The following is a 24,536-nucleotide window of genomic DNA, read 5'->3' as shown; positions in this document are numbered from 1 at the left end:
TCTTCTAACTCCTTAATAAATTACTTATATCCATTTTCGAAAACTTTTTTAATAATATTCTACTTAGTATAATTATAAGTATAATTAACATTAAAATTGACTGCAAAATAACACTTATGTTTAAACTTATTGAAAAAATAGCTATATATCTTATCGCTATACTTAATAGTCCATAAGATAATATCAAAGCAATAATTACTGAAATAATAAGCATTTGGGTTAAATTTTTAAACACAAACATAAATATGTCATTTCCATTGGCTCCTAATGCTTTTCTTATCGAAATATTTTTACTAATTTTCCCAACCCATAGTAAAACAAATGTAATACTACAAACTATTGAAAAAATTATAGCTATACTTAAGTTTGTTAATATATTTTTTTCTAATTCAAAAGCTTTTGCAATAGGCTTATTTAATTGTGTATAATTGACATTTATATCAATTATGTCATCCTTAAAGATATTGTTAATTTTATCTACTATTTCCTTGTTTGTTTTTTTGTCTACTTCTATAACATAACTATCTGTCTCTTCAGTATTAAGCACCTTATTATATGTCTTACTTGGCATAAGTATATATATAGAATATTTACTCTCACCTTTTCTTCCAATAAATCCTTTAACCTCATATTCTTCATTGTATATATCTATGTAAATCTTCTCATCTTTTTTATAAGTAAATTTTTCTAGATATTTACCTATCATTACAACTTTTTCTTCAGAATTTACTTCTTCTTCATTTAAAAATTCACCCGAATATAGTGGTATTATTTCACTTAAATCAATATCATGTATTCCCTTTACATAATTAATATTCTTAATGTCTCTTTTATATATTTCATCTTGATTTAAATAATATATTCCACCTTCATTTAATTTTTTGTAAAAACTATTACTATTAATTTTAGACTTCATTTTTATATTTAAACTAACTTTATTATTCCAATATATATTTGTATCATTAAAAAAATCAAAATTAGTTTTAAACAATGATATTGCAATAAATAATGAAATTAATGAAACAGTAAATCCCAATACTATTGGAAAATTAAATGTTTGTATATTAAAACCTATTTTATTTTTCTTCATTGCTTTACCTTTCAATAATGAAAACATACCTACAGTACGTTTCCATTATAAATATTATCTTTTATTAATTATTGTGTATTTGTAAATATTTGCTTGAATCATTAGTTACAGTAGAATGTCTACTATTAAAATAAGCTGCTCCAGGAACATATTGACTTATATATCCTGTAGCATATGCATTACTTTCCCATTCCTCTACTCCTGGTCTAATTAAAGCTCCATTTGATGATATACCTTCAATATAAGTATATAACCCATGTGTACAATTCCCACCAGTACAGCTTACGAGTTCTGTCCTTGCAATACCTGTATCATTGTATCCTTCTAATTTTGCTCTAATAGAATGATTATTTAAATAACCATTCACCCAACCTGTAGTTCCTGCACTCGCAATGACTGGGACTGATAAACAAACTAAGCATATAGCCGCAATTATTTTTTTCTTCATTATAATCTCCCCCATTAACATATTAATTTTAATCTGATTATTTACTTTGAAAAGTGAATACGTATCCATAATTCCAGAAATATTACCTTTTATTAAATCATAGTTTTAAGATTATTATTAATTTAATAATTTTTATTTTAAATCAATAATAACCCCATTTGATCTTTCCTACAGTTTAATATTAAAACAAGCTTGTCATTTAATATTATATTATGTAAATTATATTTTTTTGTAATAATGTGTAAATAAAATAAATTTTTATTCTCCATTTTTATACATATATAGAAATTATTCAGCAGAAAAAAATATATTCATACCTAATTTTTATAAATATATATAATATATTTATAAATAAAAAATAAAAGATAGAAATTCAATTATAATTTAAATCCCTACCTTAATTTTTAACTTTTATTTTAAATAATTTTCTTTATAATGGCTTTTCCCTCTTCAAACTTTTCAATGATTGCTAAAGACTCAACTCTAGCATCCATTTCTTCCAAAAGGCTTCTTCCTTCTTGGAAGCCTTTTTCTATTACTATTCCTATTCCAACTAAGTTTGCTTTTGATTGATTAATAATATCTATCATTCCCTTAGTTGCACACCCTTTAGCTAAGAAGTCATCTATTATTAAGATATTTTCTCCTTCATTTAAGAACTGTTTACCTACTCTAACCTTGTATGTTTTATTTTTAGTAAAAGAATGTACTTCTGCTTCATATACTTCCTTATCTAAGTTTAAGCTTTCAGCCTTCTTTGCAAATACAACTGGTACATAATCAAAGTATTGTGAAGCAATAGTAGCTATTCCAATGCCTGATGCTTCTATTGTTAGTATCTTATCTATTTTTTCACCTTCAAATCTTTTTCTAAATTCCTTACCAACTTCATTTAGAAATTTTATATCCATTTGATGGTTTAAGAAGGAATCAACCTTTAATATATTCCCTTCTCTTACTTTTCCTTTAGTTCTTATCATTTCCTTTAATAATTCCATGTATATTCTCCCCTTTACTACTTAAAATATAGTATTCTATAAGCTTGTCCTTCTTATATTTTTTAGCAATAAAGCCAAGAAAATTCATGCAATACTTTCTTCGTAGTTAGGATATTTACGGTTTCCTAGTAGAAACACTTGAACCATATTTTCAAGCATATACGAATACTATAATATTCTTTTTTGATAATTATATTCTTTTAAATAAAATAAAACAAGTTTAAAAATTTAAAATAACTATTTCTCCAGTCCTTAAACTTTCTCTTACATCAATTATCCTTTGATTACTTGAACCTCTAAATTTCAAGCCTTCAACAGCTTTATCTTCTTCAAATCTTCCGTCAACTAATACATCTAAATTATTAATTAACTCTTTCCATCCATTTCTCTTATCTAAATTATTAATTATATATTCAAAGGTATATCCTGTATAACTCCAAATATTTAAATTTCTTTTCTTAAATGCTTTAGCCATATATGCAAATTCTTCAGCTCTCTCAAAGGGATCTCCTCCACTAAAGGTTATTCCCTTAATCATAGGATTTTTATATACATCTTCTATAAGTTCATTAATATTTCTTTCTTCTCCCCCTGAAAAGTCATGGGTTTCTGGATTAAAGCACCCTCTGCAATTATGATTACATCCTTGTGAAAAGAATACTCGCCTTATTCCTGGTCCATTAACTAAGCTCTCATATGCTATTCCTGCTAATCTAATAGTGTCCCTCAAAAATTACATCCCCTTTAAATTATTCTATTATCTTTATTTTATCACTATAAGATTCTATTATGCTCTTACTTCTATTTAAAGATTCTACAACTCTAGTTTTTCCTTCTTCTGTTAAATAAGAAGCATCATTAATAGTTGCTGGCACTACTTCATAAAATAGTTTTCCATCCTTGCCATACCAATTTACCCAAGTTGGTAAATATGTTGGATACTCAACTTTTATTTCCCCAGTATCTTCATCTTTATTAATTTTAACAAATACAATAACTCCATCCTCAGTATAAGGATTTTCTATTCTCTCGGTTCTTTGGCTAGATAAAAAGTTTCCCATAGAGTAAATAACAGGCATTTCTTTAAGCCCATCATCTGACTTTATAACATCTATAGGTTGTAATGAATGTGGATGAGTTGCAAAAACTATATCTACTCCATTATTAGCTAAGAATTTAGCTATTTCCAATTGAGTTTCATTTGGCTCTAACTCATATTCATCTCCCCAATGCATATAGAATATTATAACCTCCGCTCCATCTGACTTCATTTTATCTATTTCTTCCTTCATAGCACTAAAATCATCTTCTAAAGAGTCTTCTCTGAAGGTATTCATTAAAGGATAAACCTCACTTGATATCGGAGTTCCATTTAATCCCCTAACTCCTCCTTCAGCAGTCATAGCATAGCTGTATGATATTATTCCAACCTTTATTCCCTTAACATCTTTTATTATATATCTAGGATCATCTGCAGTTGACCTAGTACCTATTATGTCAAATCCTCTATCCTCTAAAGTTTCTCTAGTCCTATAAAATCCCCTGATATCTCTATCTAATGAATGATTATTCATATTATTAACTACATCTATCCCTGCCCACTTCATAGCATCAGCTAATTCATCTGGAGCATTAAAGCTTGGATATCCAGAAAAACCATAGTTTTCAATTCCTGATAATGTACCTTCCAAGTTTGATATTGTTAAATCAGCATTAGTTAAATACTCTCTTACATATTGTAGTGTATTCTTAAAATCGTATGAATCACTTTCCGCATCATACTGTGTTTCTAATATTTCTTTATGTATTAAAACATCTCCTGTAGCTGCTATTTCTATGGTAATTTTATCTTCTTTCTCTTCTTCAATAGGCTCAATTTCTTTTCCTATATCTTCATTTATATTTTCATTATTATATCCACTTAATAATTCTCCCAACTTAGGAATATAATAAAAACCTGCTACGGCCGTAATTAAAAGTATTATAAATAAAATAAGTACGCTTCTCTTTTTCATATATCCTCCTCATATTATCCCTTTATTAAATTATATCCCAATAAGAAAGATAAAAATAGCATGTAAAATGAAATAATCACTTTGCATGCTATTTTATAGATATTATCCTATTAACTTAACATAATTTAGCCTTCCACCTGATTTTATTACGTTTATTTCTTTTTCTGTTAAATTAATATATACATTAAAGAAACTCCCTTTTGTAATATTTTTAACTATAGTTTTCCCGTTAACTAAAGCAGATTGAATATCAGCTATTGCAAGTTCGTCTAAAGGTTCAATTTTATCATAATCTACTTCTGCTTCAAATTCCATCGGTATTATCCCATTATTAATAAGATTTGCCTTATGAATTCTTGCAAAAGATTTAGCGATTACAGCTTTAACTCCTAAGTATAGCGGTACAAGAGCTGCATGCTCTCTACTAGAACCTTGCCCATAATTGTTGCCTGCTACTATTATTCCACCATTATTTTCTTTTGCACGTTTAGGGAATTCCTCATCAACTGTATTAAAACAATACTCAGCCAAATAAGGAATATTTGATCTAAATGGCAATAATTTAGAGTTAGAAGGCATAATGTGATCTGTAGTAATGTTGTCATCTACTTTTATTAATACTTTTCCATCTAGGTCATCTCCCAATGGCTTGTTTACTGGGAATGGTTTTATATTCGGTCCTCTTACTACTTCTACTTCTTCTCCATTCTTCGCAGGTTCAATTATCATTGAATCATCTATTAAAAATTCCTTTGGCATTTCTACTGATATATCTACATTGCACTCTCTTGGATCTGTTAGCACTCCATTTATAGCAGAAACTGCAGCTGTCTCTGGGCTTACTAAATAAACTTTAGCCGTCAACGTTCCACTTCTTCCATAGAAGTTTCTATTAAAGGTTCTTAAAGATACACCATTAGTTCCCGGTGCTTGCCCCATACCTATGCATGGCCCACATGAATTTTCTAATATTCTTCCACCAGCACTTATTATATCTGCTAATGCTCCATTCCTAGCTATCATCTCCATAACCTGTCTTGATCCTGGTGCTATAACTAAACTTACATCGTTATGCACCTTTTTTCCCTTAAGTATTTTAGCTACTCTCATTAGGTCTTCATAAGAAGAATTCGTACAACTTCCTATTGCTACTTGATCAACTTTTATTTTCCCGATACTCTCTATTTCTTCCACATTATCTGGACTATGTGGCTTAGCAGCTAAAGGCTTAAGTTCATTTAAGTTTATTGTTACTTCTTCATCGTACACAGCATCTTCATCTGCTTTAAACTCAATCCAATCATCTTCTCTTCCCTGTGCCTTGAAATATTCTAATGTATTTTCATCACTAGGGAATATCGATGTGGTAGCTCCTAATTCAGCACCCATATTTGTAATTGTAGCTCTTTGTGGAACAGATAATGTCTTAACTCCATCTCCAGCATACTCAAAAACTCTAGAAACTCCACCTTTAACTGTTAATCGTCTTAAAACTTCAAGGATAATATCCTTTGCTGCTACCATAGGTTGTAATTTACCAACTAAATTTATTTTGCAAACCTTTGGAGTAGTAATATAATAGGCTCCTCCCCCCATAGCTAATGCAACATCAAGTCCACCTGCTCCCATCGCAAGCATACCTACACCTCCTGATGTTGGTGTATGGCTATCTGATCCTATAAGGGTATCACCTGGAACCGAAAATCTTTCTAAAAAAACTTGATGGCATATTCCATTACCAGGCTTCGAGAAATAAACACCATATTTAGATGCTACAGTTTGAATAAATTTATGATCATCAGCGTTCTCAAAACCTTGTTGTAGCATATTATGATCTACAAATGCTACAGATTTTTTTGTCCTAACCTTATCTATACCCATGGCTTCTAATTGTAAATAAGCCATAGTTCCTGTAGAATCTTGTGTTAATGTTCTATCTATTTTAATTCCTATTTCTTTACCTGTCTCTATTGAACCTTCAACTAAATGACTTTTTAGTATCTTATATACTAAGTTGTCCCCCATTATTTATTGCCCCCTTTTCTAATTTACATTTTCTTCTTTTAATCTTAAGTATTCCTTATATATCTGTACTAATTCCTTATCAAATAAGCTTCTCTTAAATCTTACTGAAGTTGCTCTTACCATTTGAAGAACTCCTTGAGCTGAAATATCATCTAACACTATTCCATATTCTTTAAACTTATTAATAATGCCAGCCTTACCAGAATGCTTGCCTATAACTATTTGTCTTTCAAGTCCAACTATTCCTGGATCAAAAGCTTCATAGTTCTTAGGATTCTTAATAGCTCCATCTGCATGAATGCCTGATTCATGTGCAAACATATTATCACCAACTATAGCCTTCCATGATGGAAGCACTCTACCTGAAGCTCTAGATACATATTCAGAAACTTCTCTAAACATAGTAGTATTAATACTTCCCTCATAGTTATGAAGAAACAATAAAGCCATTAAAACCTCCTCTAATGCAGCATTACCGGCTCTTTCACCAAGTCCATTAACTGTAACGCCAACATGAGATGCTCCTCCCACGATACCTGCCAAAGCATTTGCAGTAGCCATTCCAAAGTCATCATGTGTATGCATTTCTATATCAAAATGGGTTTTTGAATAAAGATATTTTATATCTTCACATATTTTGAATGGTTCCATTATACCAACTGTATCGCAATATCTAAATCTATCTGCACCAGCTTGTTTTGCTGCTTCAATAAATTGTACTAAAAAGTCTCGATCTGCTCTTGATGCATCTTCTCCATTTACAGAAACATATAAGCCATTTCTCTTTGCAAACTCTACTGATTTAACCATGTTTTCTAATACCCATTCTCTAGATGTTTTGAGTTTGTGCTTAATATGAATATCAGATACGGAAATAGATATAGCTACTGCATCAACTCCACAATCTATTGATTCTTCTATGTCCTTTATTACAGCTCTATTCCAGGCCATAATACTTGATTTTAAATTACTTTTTACTATTTTTTTAATTGCTTCCTTTTCATCCCCACCCATAGTAGGGATACCAACTTCAAGTTGATCAACTCCAAGTTCACTTAACATCCTCGCTATAGCTACCTTTTCGTCATTAGCAAAAACAACTCCTGCTGTTTGTTCTCCATCCCTTAATGTAGTATCTACAATGAAGACCTCATTGCCTTTTTTTGTATTTTTTACTGACATAAGCTTCCCCCTTTTAAGATTATCTATTACTTTTTATGGCTTGCCCCAATTTAATATTCACTATTTTCTGAAAATTATTAATAGTTATTTTACCATATATATGATTTACAAACAAGTTAAATTCCTTTTATTTTTACGAAAATTGCAAGTTTTAATATATTTATTTCACTTTTATTCTTTAATTTATATTAACCGATATATTTTATTCAAATTTCTGCAACATAATAAAAAAATCCTGCATTTGTAGATATAAATAAAACGATATAGCCTTATACAAAAGACTATATCGTTTCTTATATTTATGCATTAAAGCACATTATAATTTTTCTTTTTTCCGGAATGAGATACTCTATCTGCTCTTTCTTGATATTTTCCTGGTCCAAATCTCTCATCTAGGCTTAAATATCCAGTTACTCTAGAAATACCTTGGATATCCTCACTTCCACATTTACAGCACTTTCTTTCACTGCTATTTAAGTATTCTCCACAATTCTTGCAATATCTTATATGGAAATTAATACCTAAGTAACTAATATTAGTATTCTTATAAGCATAATCTAATATATTCATTATAACTTCTCCAGAAGGCTTATCATCTACTTCTATATAGCTTATATGTCCCGCATTACAAAGCTTATGATAAGGTGCTTCTATATCTATTTTATCCTTTATTGATATAGGATAATTCACTGGTATATGATAGCTATTTGTATAGTAATCCTTATCTGTAACACCTTTAATTACGCCAAATATCTTCTTATCTTTCTTTATAAACTTTCCAGAAAGTCCCTCTGCTGGAGTAGCATAACAACTCCAATTTAGTTTAGTTTCTTCAATCGCTCTATCTGTAAAGTTCCTAATATAAGTAATAATTTCAATTCCTAATTCACTTGCTCTTTTATTTTCTCCGTGATGATATCCTATTAAAGCAACTAATGTTTCTGCAAGTCCTATAAATCCTATTCCCCATGTACCTTGCTTCAATATTGGTTCAATGGAATCATCTTGGCATAGCCCCTCGGCTCCCTTTAATAATTGTTGTCCTCCTACAAAAGGTAAATCTTTAATTCTAAGATTCTTTAAAATACTATATCTATGCAATAGTGACTCTTTAGCTAATTGTAATCTCATTTCTAATATATTAAAGAATTCTTCTATATCCCCTTTTGCCTGCATTCCGATTCTTGGTAAATTAATTGTAACAGGAGCTATATTCCCTCTTCCTTTACATCCAGGCTCACCATTAACATTTTTCATTAAATAAGTTCTACATCCCATAGTTGCTGGCATATATCCCGCATCATAATATTCTTTATTAAAATCTGCATCTATATTCATAAATGTAGGATTCATTCTTTTCGCTGCTACTTCACAAGCTAATTGATATAAATAGTGATATTTATCTCCTGGCTCTCTATTTACACCTTCTTTAACTCTAAAAATAATATTTGGGAAAATAGGTTGTTCTCCTTTCCCTAACCCCTTTTCATATTCTTTTAGAAATGCTTCACAAATTAATGCTGAATCATCTGAATTAGGAATTCCTAAATTAATCGAGCTAAATGGTACTTGAGAACCAGCTCTTGAATGCATTGTATTTAAATTATAAACTATACCTTGCATAGCCTGATTAACTCTATTTTTTAACCTTTCTTCAGTTATAACTTCAATCTTATCCTTATCAATGCCTAATTCCTCAAGTTCCTCTCTTATTTCCTTTCTGGTTGGCTCAACAAAGATACCTAAGTCATTATCAAAGTCAGGATGAGATTGCCCTCCAAACATATCATTTTGAGAAGATTGAAGTAATATACAAGAAAGTTCTGCTGCTGTCTCAATTCTCCTTGGTTTTTTAATTGTCCCATAACCAGTATTAAATCCTCTTTCAAGAACTTCTTTAGTTGGAATATGAAGACAATTTATTGTTAAATTATAGCTATCTAAATCATGAAAATATAAGTCTCCATTTTCATGAGCTTTTGCTAACTTTTTAGGCATCATAGATAAATTGTGCCATTTATTAGACTCTGATGCTATTCTTAACAGCTTAGAACTAAAATTATTTCCTACATTTGCATTATCTCTATCAGTTTCTACTCCAATTTTTTTAATAGCTTTCATCAAATCAGATTTTATTTCTCTAATATGTGTTCTTTCTTTCCTATAGTTAGAATATGCCACTTTAATATTTCCATACCCCATATCTACTAAAGCCTTCTCAACTATATTTTGAATTTCTTCAACTGTTATATTTATATTTTTTTCTTTTTCAATGTAGTTTGTTGCCTTTTGTACTATTGCTAATACTTCACTTTCTCTTAGTTTTTCCCCAGTTTCACTACTTGCCTTTTTAATAGCATTAGCTATCTTAACAGAATCGAAAGGAACTTCCCTTCCATCCCTTTTAACAACATATAGCATAATATATACCTCCCTAACACAATATATAGTGTATCTTAGTATTTATTATATTACTTAAAAATATTCTTTTCAATTGATAAAAACTTAGAATTAATTAGCTATATAGACTTCCTATGATATATACTTCTGTATTAGTGTTTTTTACTATTTTTTAACTTTTGACATATTAATTTATTTATAGCTTTTTAACTATATCAATACTGCTAATACTAAACTATATCAGTATTGATATGATTATTCGTTATGTTATAATTAAATTGTAAAATAAAGTTAATGTTAGGAGGTTTATTATGCAAAAAATAGCATTAATAGTTGATAGCGCGTGTGACCTATCTCTTGAGACAATAAAAGAGAAAAATATTTATTTACTCCCACTTAGAATCTCTTATTCTCATGGAGAATATAGAGATAAAATAGAGATATCTGCCGATGAAATCTATAGTAATTTAGAAAAGGAAATTCCAAAAACTTCACTTCCTAGTACTCAGGATTTAGAAGATATGCTAATTTCATTAGAAAATGAAGGATATACTCATGTTATAGCTGTAACTATATCTAGTGGTTTATCTGGAACTTTTAATTCAATCAGATTAGCATTAGAAGATCATCCTAAATTAACATCTCATGTTTTTGATACAAAAATATTAGCTATGCCTGAGGGAATCGTTGCCATGGAGGTAGCTGATTTAATTAATTCAGGAAAAAGTTTTGAAGAAATAGTTGATGCTCTTCCAACTATAAGAGAAAAAATTACAGGATATTATACTGTTAATACATTAGAATATTTAATAAAGGGCGGGAGAATTGGTAAAATTAGTGGAACTATAGGCGATATGTTAAACTTAAAACCAGTTGTTACTGTTAATGAAGATGGTATATATTATACAGTTTGTAAAGCCAGAGGTAGAAAGCAATCTATTGTTAAGCTTACTAATATCTTAAAAGAGGCACTTAATGAAGGTCCTTGTAATGTTTGGGTTCTTCATGGTGGTGTTTTGGATGAAGCTAAAAGTATTTTAGAGTCAATGAAAAATTTAGATAATATATTAAGTATAGATATATCACAAATTAGTCCTGCTTTAGGAGTCCATGGAGGGCCCGGTTTACTTGGCCTAGCGATTCAAAAGGTGGATTAAAATGAATAAATTTAATCTTCACTTAAGCAGTATAGAAGATATAAAAGAAGAAGAACAAAGGCTTCATCAAGAATATAAAGAAAAAATTGCAGAACTTAAAAAGATTAAAAAAGAAAAAGAGTCTGTTGGGCAGGTTTTCACAAAGGGGTTACTTCCCATATATGTTTTTCACATTCTTAGCATCAGTCCAGCAAATGGAAATGATATAGCTAATAAAATAGGTGAAAAAACAAATGGGCTTTGGATACCAAGTACTGGTGGGATATATCCATTATTAAAAAAACTTGAAAAAGAAGAATATATTGTTGGTGAATGGGATAATCCCAAGAAAAAATTTCAAAAAATCTATTCATTAACTACTAAGGGTATTAATGAATATGAAACAAGAAAATCTCTCTTGAAACCAAAGATTGAGGAATCTTTAAAAGTATTTAAAATTATATATAAAGATTTATATAAATAATTATTCTTTGTATTAAATCCTTATATTTTGAGAAGAATAACACTAATATATTTATAGGTGGTGTTATTTTTTGAAAGGTAAAATAATTGATTATAACTTCTTTGAGGCTTTTGTTGCATTAGACGATGATACTATAGTTAAAGTTCCTTTAAATCAAGTATCAAATTACATAAATATAGGAGATACAGTAAATATTGATTCCAATATGATTAGTAGTTCTCCAAGTAATAAGCCAAAAATTATTCAAGATAAATTGGTTGATTTCTTTTAAATAAGATATAAATTTCTAAAAATAAAAAAGATGCTTGATTTCAAGCATCTTTTTTATTATGATACGCTAATTGCACTAACTGGACAGCTTGCTTCTGCATCTTTAGCTTCATCTTCGTGCTCATTAGGAACATCAGGGTTTTTAGCTACCGCCTTCCCATCGTCGTCCATTTCAAATACAGCCTCGCATATTGATGGACATAGTCCACATCCAATGCATGTATCTTTATCTACGTGAGCTTTCATGCCATATCCCTTCTTTCACAAATAATTCATTACTAGTGTTCCCATGAGCTTATATTTTATGTGTATTAATATAATCCTTCAAAAATTAATGAATATAAATCATTATTGATTACATATTCTTCTGCTTTACCTTGCTCTAATGCTTCTGTTAAGTCAACATTAATAGGCAACTCACCAATTAGTGGTACATCTAAATATTCAGCATGTTCTTCTGCTGACTTCTTACTAAATACTTTTATCTTAGTATCGCAACCAGGACAATTTATATAAGACATATTTTCTACAACACCCCTTATAGGTAATGGCATCTTATTTGCCATAGCTATAACTTTCTTAACTATCATAGAAACCATATCTTGTGGTGTTGATACTATTATAAGCTCCTTAATAGGGAAACTTTGCATTACAGTTAAAGTTATATCTGAAGTTCCAGGTGGCATATCAATTAATAGGTAATCTAATTCTTCCCAGACAGTATCTGTAAATAATTGAGTTAAAACACTTGATACTATAGGGCCTCTCCATACTACTGGATCATCTTCTTTAGGAATTAATAAATTCATTGATAAAACTTTTACCCCACCCTTTGATTGTACAGGATAGTATTTAAAATTATTCTCATCAATTGGTTCTATATTAGCTCTTTTATCATTTATTCCAAAGAATCTTGGCATAGATGGTCCTGTGATATCAGCATCTAGTACCCCTACCTTGTAACCTTTTTTTCTTAATGTGCTTGCTAATATTCCTGTAACCGTGGATTTACCTACTCCACCTTTACCACTTATCACGCCTATAACATTCTTTATCACACCATATTTAGGTTGTAATTTTCTAGGCCCATTTTGCCCAAGAGTGAATGTTTTTTTTGCTTTTTCTTGGTTAGTGCCAGTTGAAAAACCTGACATAATAACACCTCCTACCAGTTTTTTTCTACATCTCTAGGAAGGTTATCTTCCGTATAGATGTTAATATTCCATTCTTTATATTCATTTTCTCCAACTATATAGTAGTAATATTGATTTACTTCCTTCTTATCTTCTACAGTAATATTACTCTTATATTCAGTTGTACTATGCCCTCTATTTTTTATCCTTATAATAATATCGAAATCACTTTCATTATTATCTATTATGTCAATATTAGGAGCTGTCTTTCTAGCCCTTTGTAAGAAATTTTCTAAATCAGTAGAGAATATATATTTTAGACAGTCTATATCATCCTTGATATCTACTCCTACCTTTTTATTTCCATAATCCAAAGTATTACTTAATTGATTGATGATATCTAAAATTGGTTCATAATATATGTATTCAAATTCTCTCGGTTTTCTTATAATTGATAAGTTTTGAAGAAGACCTTCATCAAGTCTTTTAGAAACTGTAAAACTCATTTCATCATTATAAAAATTCCCCTCATAAGCACCAACTACATAATTATATTGTTTTACTTCATCTCCCATTTTGATTTCAAATATGTAGTCTGGTTGTAAATCTGACTTAACTTCACTAATTTCTGATTTTGATAAAAGATCATACAGATTTGCAATAGCTTTTTCATCTGTAACAAGAAATTTAAAAGATTTGTCTCTTATACTTTGAATACTTATTTGGTCAACCATGCCAACATTATCAAAATAGCTATTATTTTTAAATTTATTTTTTATATTATCCACAATTTCACAAGACGATAAATTAAATAATAATATAAACATTAATGTAGCCATTAAATATTTTGTTGTTTTTTTCAATAATATCCTTCCCCTCTATACAAAGGTCACCCTACAATTCTTTATAATTAATTAGGAGAAGTAATTACTTCTCCTAATTATAAATAAATTATAATACTTTAACTCTTTAATAGCAAATTTTATTGATAGCTTATATAAAACTCATTGCTATATAATCTAATACTACCTTTATACTATTTTTTTGCTTACCTTCTGTATAAGAAAACTTTATTATAAGAACTTTTCCCTCTGAGTAATCTCTAATGTAGTAATTATTGATAATTTTTTCGTCGATTTCAGTTATAATTGTCCACTCGTAACCTTCTTCAATAATTATATCACTATCTATATCACTTTTTTTATCTCCATAAACATTATCTATATCTGTATTTATAATGGATATATCTCCATATAGATCATCCTTATCGTTGAAAGTAACAATTATATCATTATTACTATCATTTACACTATCTATTTCCCATCCTGCTGGTAATGAAAAACTATACTTTCCCTCTCTCAATATATGCTTATTAAACTTCTCAATATTATTATTGGACATTGCAACATTTTTTATATCTTCGATAAATAAGTTTCTCATAGATGATATTAAGAACATAAGGACTACCAGTAGGGTGATGGTGTAGATTTTCTTATTCATTTAACATACTCATTAGGATATATAAGTACATTTTGTTCGTACCTATTGCATAGGTACAACAACTGTTGAATTTTTAAAATCATAGAACATTAACCAACATCCCATTCCATCTCTAGACTCATCACTAACCCAAGTTACAAATCCAGTCTTCCCTTCATATGGCTGTTCATCCTTATTTTTTTCTCCAGGAATTCCATATACAATATATCTTAAAATTCCATTTTCATCACATTTATATCCCAACATAAAATGTTTATACTTTCTTATATATGGATAATAATTAAGCATCGGATAATATGCTACCGCATACCTATTATAATTAGACATATTACACATTTCATGTAAATCATTTACCGGGATCTTGTACCATTTACAGTATTTAATTTCCTCATATCTATCTCTGCAATGTTCAAATCCATTAGCTAAGCTTTCAAAATACTCGCCAACGCTACCTCTAACCTTAAATTCAGTATTTTCTTCTTCTAATTTTTCCTCATATTCATCAAATTTATTTTTGATGTAGCCTCTATTTAAATCTTCTATCCCATATAAATTCTCTTGGATATTTTGATTAAACGGATTCTCATTGTAATTTTGTTTTGAAAATGGATTATTCTCATCATCCTCTTCTATATTATTTCTAGTCTCCTCTTCATTACCTTCTATATCTTCTCTTTCAGTGCTTTCTCCATCTACTTCATTTATTGTCTCTTCCTTACTTCTAACTTCTGCTTCGTTAACTTGGATTTCTTTTTCAGGTTCATTTTCTGGTTCTTTTTCTACTTCATCATCTCTTTCTATTTCTTCTTTTACCTCTTCTTCAGTTTCTACTAATTCTATATCTTCTATTTCTTCTATTTCGCCATCTCTATGTTTTTTCTTTTTCTTTTTCTCTTCCTTCTTCATATATTCTATCTTTTCCTTAGATTTGCTATGAGCACAGTTTACCAAACTATAGTTTTTCCAACTATCTCCCGGTTGCTCACCATTAATAAAGCCACACATAACTATAATAGGAACTCCGTTTTTCATTTTTCCTATTGCAGCCCCTGAAATCTTGTCGTAGGATATTCCTAAACCACCTACATTATCTAAAGGATATTCCTTCGTTATCTCTGCCTTTCCACCATCTGATACTGATATTTTACCTAAATTCAATACTTTTTTAGTATCTTTTTTATTGCATATAGCTAAAATACAATATTCTTCATCATCCTTTCTTAGATTTTGAGCATAGAAAGAAATCTTACATGAACTTCCCTTTGCCTCTATCTTTGAATATCCTGATAAGGTTTTGTCGTTAGAATTAGAATAACCTCTTTCATCTTCTTGTAGAATAATAAAATTTCTATACAACTTATTTAATTGTGACAAACCTCTAGAACCTCCATTTTACATTAATTCAATACATTATATGCTATTGATATATAAATATGTTAAAAATAAAGCTCGTGAGATTTTTGTATTTTACTCCAAATTTCTCACGAGCCTATTATTTAATTTAATTTTAAATATTTATTTATTTTATCAGATAAAATAGCAAATTCATCTATGCTAAGTGTTTCGCCTCTCCTTTTCGGATCTATATTAGCTTCTTGAAACGCTAATTCTAAATTTTCCTTAGATAATCCTATATTTTTAACTCCATTCCAAAGAGTTTTTCTTCTCATATTAAATGATCCTCTTATTATTTCAAAAAATAATTTTTCATTTTCTACCTTTACTTTAGGCTCACTTAATCTATCTAATCTAATTACTATAGAATCAACCTTTGGTCTAGGAATGAAGCATTGAGGTGGCACCTTTCTTACTATCTTAGTATCACAATAATATTGAACTAATAATGAAAGAGATCCATAATCTTTATTTCCTGGTTCTGCATTCATTCTTTCAGCAACTTCTTTTTGAATCATTATAGTTAATGATTTAAAGTTATAGTTTTCTTTTAAAAGTTTAACTATAATGGGAGTTGTCACATAATAAGGCAAGTTTGCTACTAGCTTTACACTCTTCTCATCTCCTATGACTTCATTAAAATCAACTTTTAAAGCATCATTATGTATTAAAGTAAACTTAGGATTATCACCAATTTCTTCAGTTAATATAGGAATTAAATCATTATCTAATTCTATTGCTACTACTTTTTTTGCTTTATTTAATAATTGAGCTGTTAATGTTCCTACACCAGGGCCTATCTCTATAACTAAATCATTTTCATCTACTTCTGCACCTAATACTATATCTCTTGGTACTGAATCATCAACTAAAAAGTTTTGTCCTAAACTTTTTGAAAATTTAAAGTTATATTTCTTAACTAACTCAGCAGTTTTTACATCTTTAATTTCCATTACTTATTCACCCCTAGAATTTTTTCTATTTTTTCTATTGCCGCAATGAACTCTTCTTTACTTATAGAATATTTATTTAATCTTATTAACATTTGATTTGCATTTCCATAACCAATTCCAAGTTCTTTTCCTAACATTAATCTTCTCTTCTTCGAATTAATGTCTCCTGTTAATTTAAAATAAAACATATCTTCTGAGGTAAATATTTCTTCAATAACTTCTTCTGAAGCCTTCGCTCTATTTAAAGCTTCAATTATAACTTCCGGAGATGCATTTTCAACACCAATATCATCCCCTTTTATTCCGTCCTCTTGAGCAATATATGCATGTTTTATTCCTTTGACTCTCTTTGATATTATGTTTCTTATTTTTTCTCCTGCAAAATCAGGATCTGTTAATACTATTACACCCTTTCTTTTTTGGGCTTCTTTTATTCTCTCAATAACTCTAGCATTAATTCCAAATCCCCCAACGGCTATAACCTCAGCATCAACAGCTTGTTTAACAGCTGTTATATCATCTCTGCCTTCAACTACAATAACTTCCTTTATCAAAATATTGACTTCCTTTCTGAAATATACCTAACTATTAATTTATCCCTATATATCTATTATGTCAAATTCTTAAAAAATAAAAACGATATAAATAATATAGGGATGCTCTTTAGAGCATCCCCTTTTTTTACCATTCTCCAGGATAAGCTAAAATATAAACAGGAACATTATATTTTCTTCCCCAGCTACTATATGCCTCTTCATTAGAATTGACATATACATCAACAATATTACCTTTTATAGCTCCGCCAGTGTCTGCAGCTACTGCTTTACCATATCCCTCAACATATACTAATGATCCTAGTGGGATAACTCTTGGATCTACCGCTATAGTACTAATTCCATCTGGATCTCTTACAGGCACAGTTCCTGTTGCTGTAACCCCGCCACCACTATATGCTGTAGATTCTACATATAAAACGCTCTTATACTCTAATAATTGCCCATTTCTACTTGCGAATGTTCTTCTTGTTCCTTGCGCAACTACCTTATTCACTGGTTCTACTACTACCTTCGAACTCTTAATGGTTTTTGAATATTCTTTGCCGTTTTTATATACAACTTCGTAAACGACTTCCTTTTCTCCTGTTGTTCCTTCTTGTTTAATTTCTTCAAGGCCACTATCAAGATTTGGATCTTCTTCTAAAACCACATCAAAACTAATAGCTTCTGAAGCTAAATGTTTCTTTACCTCAACCTTAACTAGGTCAATTTGTAAATCAGGTGTAATCTCCGTATCTAGTGCAGGAGTTATTTCATCTACTCCCTTATTAAATTCAATGCCTTGTTCTTTAAGTGATTCTTTTTCTACCTCCAGCATATCCTCGATAGTATCTTCTGCAGTATCTATTTTTGTTTTCTTATCTCCTACAGTCAATTCTACCGAAACAGCCCTTTTAATAGATATTGTATCTTTTTCAGATACACTACTATTTAAAGCTGGTTGAACTTTATCCTTAGGATTAACTACAATCCCTTTAGTATCCAACACATCTTTAACAGTCCTTTTATATGTGACAAATGTTTCTTCTTTGCCGTCTATTTCCATCGTTAAAGTCTTCCTCATATTTACGAACGTCACTGATAGAATTACTGTAATAAATAAAACCCCTATCAGTATTTTTGCCTTTGGACCGTTAGAAAAGTTATTTTTCAGGTATTTTTTAATTTTTTCTACCATCTCTACTTCCTCCCTTTGGCAAGAGCGTCTTTTGAATTATAATTGAATCGGGCGCTTTTGTCAAATTTGACCTCCTGCATAAAAAACTGTACTAAAAATGCAACACTGTGCATACTTAAATATAAATTATAAATATAATAGCAGTTTTACAGTTATTTATTGAAAGTAGGCTGTTTATTAAAAAATTATCTTCAGTTAAATGACGTATTGTAAAAATATTCTAACATCTTCTAATTTTACTTTATATATCTTTTCCTATCAACCTCATAAAGTTGTTATTTACAACCGAATTAACCTCTTTAGGGTCTAAATTCTTTATTTGAGCAATCTGTTCTATTATATATGCTATATAGTCTGATTTATTCCTTTTTCCTCTATTTGGTACTGGTGCCATATATGGTGCATCTGTTTCTACTAGAATTTTTTCTATAGGAATTTTACTTACCACATCAACAATTTTCTTAGCATTCTTAAATGTTACGACTCCACCAATTCCTATGTAATAACCAAGCTTTATACACTCCATGGCGAATTCTACACTTCCTGAAAAGCAATGGATTATTCCATTTACATTAGGAAATTCTTTAATTATTTCTAGAATATCTCCATGTGCATCTCTATCATGAATTACAACTGGTAGATTTAACTCTTCAGCTAGCTTCATCTGTCTTCTAAATACATCCTTTTGAACTTCCCTTGAAGGATTCTCTTCCCAATAGTAATCTAATCCAATTTCACCAATGGCAATTATTTTTTGATTTTGATTGATTAGCCCTATTATCTCACTTTTTACATCTTCATTATATTCGTCGGCATTTTCAGGATGTATTCCTAATGCTCCATAAATAATATCATTTTCTATAGTTAACTTATATGTTTTTTCTATACTTTCATAGCTAGATGCACAATTTAATATTCCAATAACCCCATTTGATTTTAACTCTTTTAAAATAGCTTCTCTATCTTCATCAAAGGCATCATCATCATAATGGGCGTGAGTATCATATATTTTATACATATTTTCCACCTTCATACCTCCAAGTTTATTTTTATTTTCATATTTATCATTATAGTACAAAAAATTCAATAATAAACAAATTGTTATAAATTTAATTCCATTGATTAAATTATTCTGTTGTTACATATATATACATTTCTTTATCACTTTATATTTAAAGCATTATTCACTTCTGTAACTTTAGGCATCCCTGTTTGTGCACCAAGCTTAGTTACTGATAATGATGCTGCTGTTACTGCGAAAATTATAGACTCTTCTATTTTTAAATCATGGCTTATTCCATGAGCTAACCCTCCATTAAAAGTATCCCCGGCTCCAGTAGTATCTATAACATTTACATCTATGGCATTTATTGTTTTTACTTTTCCTTTATCTACATAAGAGGAACCATCCTCCCCCCTAGTAACTATCAATCTAGTTGAAGGATTTTCATTTTGCCATAGTAGCATCGCATCTTCAAGATCATTAGCGTTATTAAAATTTCTTCCTGAAATTATTTCGAATTCTGTTTCATTAGGAGTGATTAAATCTACACTTTTTAAAATTTCTTTATTGATTTCTATTGCTGGTGCTGGATTTAGTATTGTCTTAACTCCGTTCTCTTTAGCTATCTTCAATGCATATTCAACTGTTTCAATAGGAATTTCTAACTGCGTTATTAGTACATCTGCTTCTTTTATTCTTTCTATATTTTCATCAACTATCTCTTTAGTACATAAATCGTTCGCTCCTGGTATCACTATTATTGAGTTATCTTTATTTGTTTTAAATATACTAGCAATACCCGTGAATGATTCTTCACTATATCTTATTCCATGTACATCTATACCTTCTGCCTCTAATATTTTTAAAGATTTATCTCCAAAATCATCTTTTCCAACGCAACTAATTAAACTCACTTCATTTCCTAATCTACATGCAGCAACAGCTTGATTGGCGCCTTTTCCTCCAATTAAGTAACTAATCTTTTCACCTTTTAGTGTTTCTCCAATTTTAGGAATTCTATCAGCTTCTATCACTAAATCCATATTAATACTTCCAACAACTACTATTCTTTTCATACTACCTCCATTTAATCTTCTTCACAGCATACATATTACTTTTATAAATTATAACATACCAATTAAAGCTTTATAAATATTTTAAAACAATATAAAAAGGTAGAAAATATTATTTATTTTCTACCTTTTTACTATTACTTTTTTTACTTCTTACCAGCATTCCCAATATTATTAGCATGGTCACCTATTCTTTCTAAATTACTTATTAGATCTAAGAATATGACACTGGATGCTGCTGAGCAAGATTTTTCATTTAATCTCTTTATATTATTCTCTCTAAGCTTCTTTTCTAAAATATCTATTTCTTCCTCTATAACTTCTATCTCTTTAGGCGCAGTTAAACTTTTATTATTATAACTATCTATTGCAATTTCAATAGCTTCAATAGTCTTATCAAATATTAACTTAATTTCACCTTTAGCTTTATCGCCTAAATGTATTCCCTTACTCATTTTCTCAACTGCTAAATCTGCAATATTTTCTGCATGATCTCCTATTCTTTCAATATCATTTATAACATGATATGTTGAACTAAATAGCTTTACATCTTCCGCTGGTAGGTCTAATTGAGATAATTCAACTAAATAATCTGTTATATCCTTTTCTAAAGCATTTATAATTTTTTCATTTTTATATACTTTATCTACTGATTCTTCATTATTTTCAGTGAATGCTCTCATAGCTAATACTAAATTTTCTTTAGCTTTATTAGCCATTCTCAAAGTTTCCTTAAATACTTGTCCATTAGCTATTACTGGAGTATCTAAAAGATTTTTATCTAAATATATAGCTCCCTCTTTTTCTATTTCAGTATCGCCTGGCATAATTTTATTTACTAATTTAACTAAATACATTGATAAAGGTAATAATACTACTGTTACTGTTACATTAAATATAGTATGTGCATTAGCCACTTGTCTTGTAACGTTAGGATCTGTGCCTTCAATAAATCTTATAAATGGTTCTATGAAAGGGAAGAAAATTATAGCTCCCATTGTATTAAATAATAAATGCATTAATGCTGCTTTTTTTGCAGTTCTATTTGCTCCTAAAGATGCTAATATTGCAGTAACACAAGTTCCAATATTACATCCTAAGATTACTGGAAAAGCTAATTTCATATCTATAGAACCTGTAGTAGCTAAAGCTACTAATATACCTGTTGTAGCTGAAGAACTTTGTACAACCGCAGTCATCCCAAGTCCTGCAAGTAATCCTAATATACTATTATTTGCTACTATAATAACAAACTCCTTAAACCAACTTGCTTCAGAAATTGGTTGCATTGCTGTTGACATAGCACCCATTCCTAAGAATAAAATACCAAAACCTAATGCTATACTTGCAATATCACGTACCTTTTTCTTTTTTGCAACTAATAATATTATAGCTCCTACACCTACGAAAATTGGTGCAATTGCGTCTAAATCCAATGATACCATTTGTGCAGTTATTGTAGTACCTATGTTAGCTCCCATTATTACTCCAACAGCTTGTGCTAATGTCATTAACCCAGCACTCACGAAACTAACTACCATAACTGTTGTAGCACTTGAGCTTTGAATTATTGCCGTAACAGCTGCACCTACTAAAACTGCTATGTACTTATTACTTGTTAATTTTTCTAATATTGATTTTAGTCCTTCCCCAGCTGCATTCTCTAGGCCATCTCCCATTAATTTCATTCCATATAAGAACAGACCTAGACCTCCAATAAGTCCAGTTAAAATAGAAAAACTACTCATTAATATTTCTCCTTACCATCTTCTTACTTCTATTAACACTTAATTAATATTTAATTAACAATTAGTTAACAAATTTAATATACAATGATTAATCTAACTTGTAAATATTAATCCTATGTTAAATTTTTTTAACATAGAGTAATATTCATATTTTATTTATTTTTTTGACACAGTACTGTCATAAAAGTGATATATCATAATACCTGTAAAGTAGTTAAAGCATTATTATTTACCCCTAAAACCATCTAATGGTCCCTAGATTAAATTATTCCCCAAATCATTTAATCTAGGGTTTTCATTTTTTAATTAATTTTTTTCTTCTTTTAATATCTTAACTTCTTCTACTGCTCTTTTCTTATCTATCTTACTAAATAGATTTTCTAGCTTAGAGATCTTACCTTTTTCTTTTTCAGTGTAACTCCATATAGGCTTATCTAAACCTAATGAAATCCCAACTTTCTCACAGGTACTTGGCATAAATGGCTCTAATAAGTTTGTTAGATTTACTATAAGTTGCAATGCCTCATAAATACTTTTTTCTTTCGCTTCATAGCTCTTATTAAATCTTCTTACATAGCTAACAATATCCAAAAGAGCATTCTTAAACTTTCCTTCTTCTATATAGTCACCTACTTCAAAGTATAAATTAAAAATCTCATTTTTAAATTCTTTAGATAAATTTCCTTTTGGAATTATACAATCATACTCTTCCACAATAGTTCCTATAATCTTACTTATAAAATTCCCAATGTTATTGGCTAAGTCTCTATTTATAACTGAGATAAAATCTCTCCAAGTAAAATCAGTATCCTTTACTTCTGGAGAATTTAATGTTAAGTAATATCTAAACTCATCCACATTATATTTTTCAACTATATAATCTGCCCATATTGCCCAGTTTTTTACTGATGAAAAATTCTTTCCTTCTAGTTTTAAATACTCACTAGATATAACTCGTAAATTAGGATTCTTTATTCCAAGCCCTGCAAGAATTGCTGGAAATATTACTGTATGGAAAGGAATATTATCTTTTCCATGAACAAAATAAACTCTTGAATCTTCACCTTCCCAATATTCTCTCCACTCTTCATCTTTGCCTTCTAGAGCTTTCATACTAGCTGTCAAGTATCCCATTACGGCTTCTATCCAAACGAAGATTCTTTTATCTTCATATCCTTCAAGCGGTACATCTACTCCCCAATTAAAATCTCTAGTTACAGCCTTATCTCTTAGGCCTTCATCTAAATATCTCTTTACTATTTTTTGTGCATTTTCTCTCCATCCCTTTTGTCTGATCAAAAGTCTCCTAACATCATTCTCAAAGTTTGATAGAGAAAAAAATAAGTGATTTGTTGTCTTCTCGATAGTTTCACTACCACAGAGCTTACATCTCTTCTCTAATAATTCTTCACTATCTATAATCTCAGAACAATTTTCACACTGTTCTTCAGAAACTATCTCCCCACAATGTGGGCATTTTCCTTCTACATATCTATCAGATAAAAACTCATTGCAACTTTCGCAATAAGTCTGCTCAATTTCTTTTTCATATATATAACCTTTATTGTACAAATCAAGAATAAATTCTTTAACCTTCTCCTGATGATATTCTGAATGCGTCTTCTCGAATATATCAAAAGAAAAACCAAGACTATCAAAACATTTTATAAATTCATCATGATATTTATTAGTAGCTTCTAAAGGAGTTATTCCTTCCTCCTTAGCCTTCATAGTTACAGGAGTACCGTGACAGTCAGTTCCTGATAAAAATATCACATCATCTCCCATAAGTCTATGATATCTTGCAATAATATCCCCAGGAAGTAGCACTGCTATTCTCCCTAAATGTAAAGGCCCATTAGCATACGGCCATGCGTTTCCAACTATTATATTCATAAAAACCCCCTTTTTAAAATTGGAAAAATGAAAGAGTGAAAAAATGAAATATT

At 29.7% G+C, this 24,536-nt stretch carries 23 protein-coding genes and 1 riboswitch; of the genes, 3 read left to right on the top strand and 20 right to left on the bottom strand.

Annotated elements, in window-relative coordinates; all coding sequences use genetic code 11:
* Positions 1–4: 4 nt before the first annotated feature.
* The 8 genes from QK892_RS05085 to nrdD form a co-directional block, all read right to left on the bottom strand.
* Positions 5–1,090, bottom strand: coding sequence for an ABC transporter permease (locus QK892_RS05085; RefSeq protein ID WP_317272454.1), 1,086 nt, complete (start codon positions 1,088–1,090; stop codon positions 5–7).
* A gap of 64 nt (positions 1,091–1,154) precedes the next feature.
* Positions 1,155–1,538 (bottom strand): hypothetical protein, encoded by a 384-nt coding sequence (locus QK892_RS05080; protein ID WP_317272453.1) that lies wholly within the window; start codon positions 1,536–1,538, stop codon positions 1,155–1,157.
* A 416-nt stretch (positions 1,539–1,954) separates the two neighbouring features.
* The gene (locus QK892_RS05075; RefSeq protein ID WP_317272452.1) at positions 1,955–2,536 is read right to left on the bottom strand and encodes a xanthine phosphoribosyltransferase; all 582 of its coding nucleotides are present in this window, start codon (positions 2,534–2,536) and stop codon (positions 1,955–1,957) included.
* Positions 2,537–2,619: 83 nt separating this feature from the next.
* A riboswitch (purine riboswitch) is annotated at positions 2,620–2,721 on the bottom strand.
* A gap of 35 nt (positions 2,722–2,756) precedes the next feature.
* Positions 2,757–3,266 (bottom strand): anaerobic ribonucleoside-triphosphate reductase activating protein, encoded by a 510-nt coding sequence (gene nrdG, locus QK892_RS05070; protein WP_317272451.1) that lies wholly within the window; start codon positions 3,264–3,266, stop codon positions 2,757–2,759.
* A 19-nt stretch (positions 3,267–3,285) separates the two neighbouring features.
* Positions 3,286–4,551 (bottom strand): CapA family protein, encoded by a 1,266-nt coding sequence (locus QK892_RS05065; RefSeq protein WP_317272450.1) that lies wholly within the window; start codon positions 4,549–4,551, stop codon positions 3,286–3,288.
* A gap of 102 nt (positions 4,552–4,653) precedes the next feature.
* A complete protein-coding gene (locus QK892_RS05060; protein WP_317272449.1) occupies positions 4,654–6,576 on the bottom strand; it encodes an aconitate hydratase in 1,923 nt (640 codons plus the stop codon).
* An 18-nt stretch (positions 6,577–6,594) separates the two neighbouring features.
* Positions 6,595–7,758, bottom strand: coding sequence for a homocitrate synthase (gene nifV / locus QK892_RS05055; RefSeq protein ID WP_317272448.1), 1,164 nt, complete (start codon positions 7,756–7,758; stop codon positions 6,595–6,597).
* A 306-nt stretch (positions 7,759–8,064) separates the two neighbouring features.
* Positions 8,065–10,179 carry an anaerobic ribonucleoside-triphosphate reductase gene (gene nrdD, locus QK892_RS05050; protein WP_317272447.1) on the bottom strand — a complete coding sequence of 705 codons (2,115 nt, stop codon included), beginning with the start codon at positions 10,177–10,179 and terminating at the stop codon, positions 8,065–8,067.
* Positions 10,180–10,469: 290 nt separating this feature from the next.
* Here nrdD and QK892_RS05045 point away from each other — a divergent pair, with 290 nt between their 5' ends.
* The 3 genes from QK892_RS05045 to QK892_RS05035 all read left to right on the top strand — a co-directional run bounded on the left by QK892_RS05045 (position 10,470) and on the right by QK892_RS05035 (position 12,049).
* Entirely contained in the window at positions 10,470–11,315 is an 846-nt protein-coding gene (locus QK892_RS05045) for a DegV family protein (protein WP_317272446.1), read from the top strand.
* A gap of 1 nt (position 11,316) precedes the next feature.
* Positions 11,317–11,778 (top strand): PadR family transcriptional regulator, encoded by a 462-nt coding sequence (locus tag QK892_RS05040; RefSeq protein WP_317272445.1) that lies wholly within the window; start codon positions 11,317–11,319, stop codon positions 11,776–11,778.
* 70 nt (positions 11,779–11,848) lie between these two features.
* Positions 11,849–12,049: a hypothetical protein gene (locus QK892_RS05035; protein ID WP_317272444.1), complete on the top strand. Its 201-nt coding sequence runs from the start codon at positions 11,849–11,851 to the stop codon at positions 12,047–12,049.
* A gap of 56 nt (positions 12,050–12,105) precedes the next feature.
* Here the strand turns inward: QK892_RS05035 and QK892_RS05030 are convergent, their stop codons facing one another.
* From QK892_RS05030 to metG, 12 genes are all read right to left on the bottom strand, one after another.
* A complete protein-coding gene (locus QK892_RS05030; RefSeq protein ID WP_317272443.1) occupies positions 12,106–12,294 on the bottom strand; it encodes a ferredoxin in 189 nt (62 codons plus the stop codon).
* Positions 12,295–12,359: 65 nt separating this feature from the next.
* The gene (locus QK892_RS05025; RefSeq protein ID WP_394855004.1) at positions 12,360–13,202 is read right to left on the bottom strand and encodes an Mrp/NBP35 family ATP-binding protein; all 843 of its coding nucleotides are present in this window, start codon (positions 13,200–13,202) and stop codon (positions 12,360–12,362) included.
* Between the two features lie 11 nt (positions 13,203–13,213).
* On the bottom strand, positions 13,214–14,044 hold the full coding sequence (locus QK892_RS05020; protein WP_317272442.1) for a hypothetical protein: 831 nt from the start codon (positions 14,042–14,044) through the stop codon (positions 13,214–13,216).
* Between the two features lie 130 nt (positions 14,045–14,174).
* Positions 14,175–14,681 carry a hypothetical protein gene (locus tag QK892_RS05015; RefSeq protein ID WP_317272441.1) on the bottom strand — a complete coding sequence of 169 codons (507 nt, stop codon included), beginning with the start codon at positions 14,679–14,681 and terminating at the stop codon, positions 14,175–14,177.
* Positions 14,682–14,723: 42 nt separating this feature from the next.
* Positions 14,724–16,055, bottom strand: coding sequence for a DUF7922 domain-containing protein (locus tag QK892_RS05010; RefSeq protein WP_317272440.1), 1,332 nt, complete (start codon positions 16,053–16,055; stop codon positions 14,724–14,726).
* 122 nt (positions 16,056–16,177) lie between these two features.
* Complete coding sequence (gene rsmA / locus QK892_RS05005; protein ID WP_317272439.1) at positions 16,178–17,029, bottom strand: 16S rRNA (adenine(1518)-N(6)/adenine(1519)-N(6))-dimethyltransferase RsmA; 852 nt, start codon at positions 17,027–17,029, stop codon at positions 16,178–16,180.
* Positions 17,029–17,583 (bottom strand): ribonuclease M5, encoded by a 555-nt coding sequence (rnmV, locus tag QK892_RS05000; RefSeq protein WP_317272438.1) that lies wholly within the window; start codon positions 17,581–17,583, stop codon positions 17,029–17,031. The genes rsmA and rnmV overlap by 1 nt, the downstream gene beginning before the upstream one ends.
* A gap of 127 nt (positions 17,584–17,710) precedes the next feature.
* Positions 17,711–18,763 (bottom strand): 3D domain-containing protein, encoded by a 1,053-nt coding sequence (locus QK892_RS04995; RefSeq protein ID WP_317272437.1) that lies wholly within the window; start codon positions 18,761–18,763, stop codon positions 17,711–17,713.
* Between the two features lie 241 nt (positions 18,764–19,004).
* Positions 19,005–19,790, bottom strand: coding sequence for a TatD family hydrolase (locus QK892_RS04990; RefSeq protein ID WP_317272436.1), 786 nt, complete (start codon positions 19,788–19,790; stop codon positions 19,005–19,007).
* 134 nt (positions 19,791–19,924) lie between these two features.
* Positions 19,925–20,842, bottom strand: coding sequence for a ribokinase (gene rbsK, locus QK892_RS04985; RefSeq protein ID WP_317272435.1), 918 nt, complete (start codon positions 20,840–20,842; stop codon positions 19,925–19,927).
* Positions 20,843–20,985: 143 nt separating this feature from the next.
* Positions 20,986–22,587, bottom strand: a complete 1,602-nt coding sequence (locus tag QK892_RS04980) for a Na/Pi cotransporter family protein (RefSeq protein ID WP_317272434.1) — start codon at positions 22,585–22,587, stop codon at positions 20,986–20,988.
* Positions 22,588–22,893: 306 nt separating this feature from the next.
* Positions 22,894–24,483, bottom strand: a complete 1,590-nt coding sequence (metG, locus tag QK892_RS04975; RefSeq protein ID WP_317272433.1) for a methionine--tRNA ligase — start codon at positions 24,481–24,483, stop codon at positions 22,894–22,896.
* Between the last annotated feature and the right edge of the window lie 53 nt (positions 24,484–24,536).

The organism is Clostridium lamae (genome assembly GCF_033043255.1).
Lineage (GTDB): Bacteria > Bacillota > Clostridia > Clostridiales > Clostridiaceae > Clostridium > Clostridium lamae.
The sequence above is the reverse complement of the archived record's forward strand: the minus strand, read 5'-3'. Positions and strand labels throughout refer to the sequence as shown.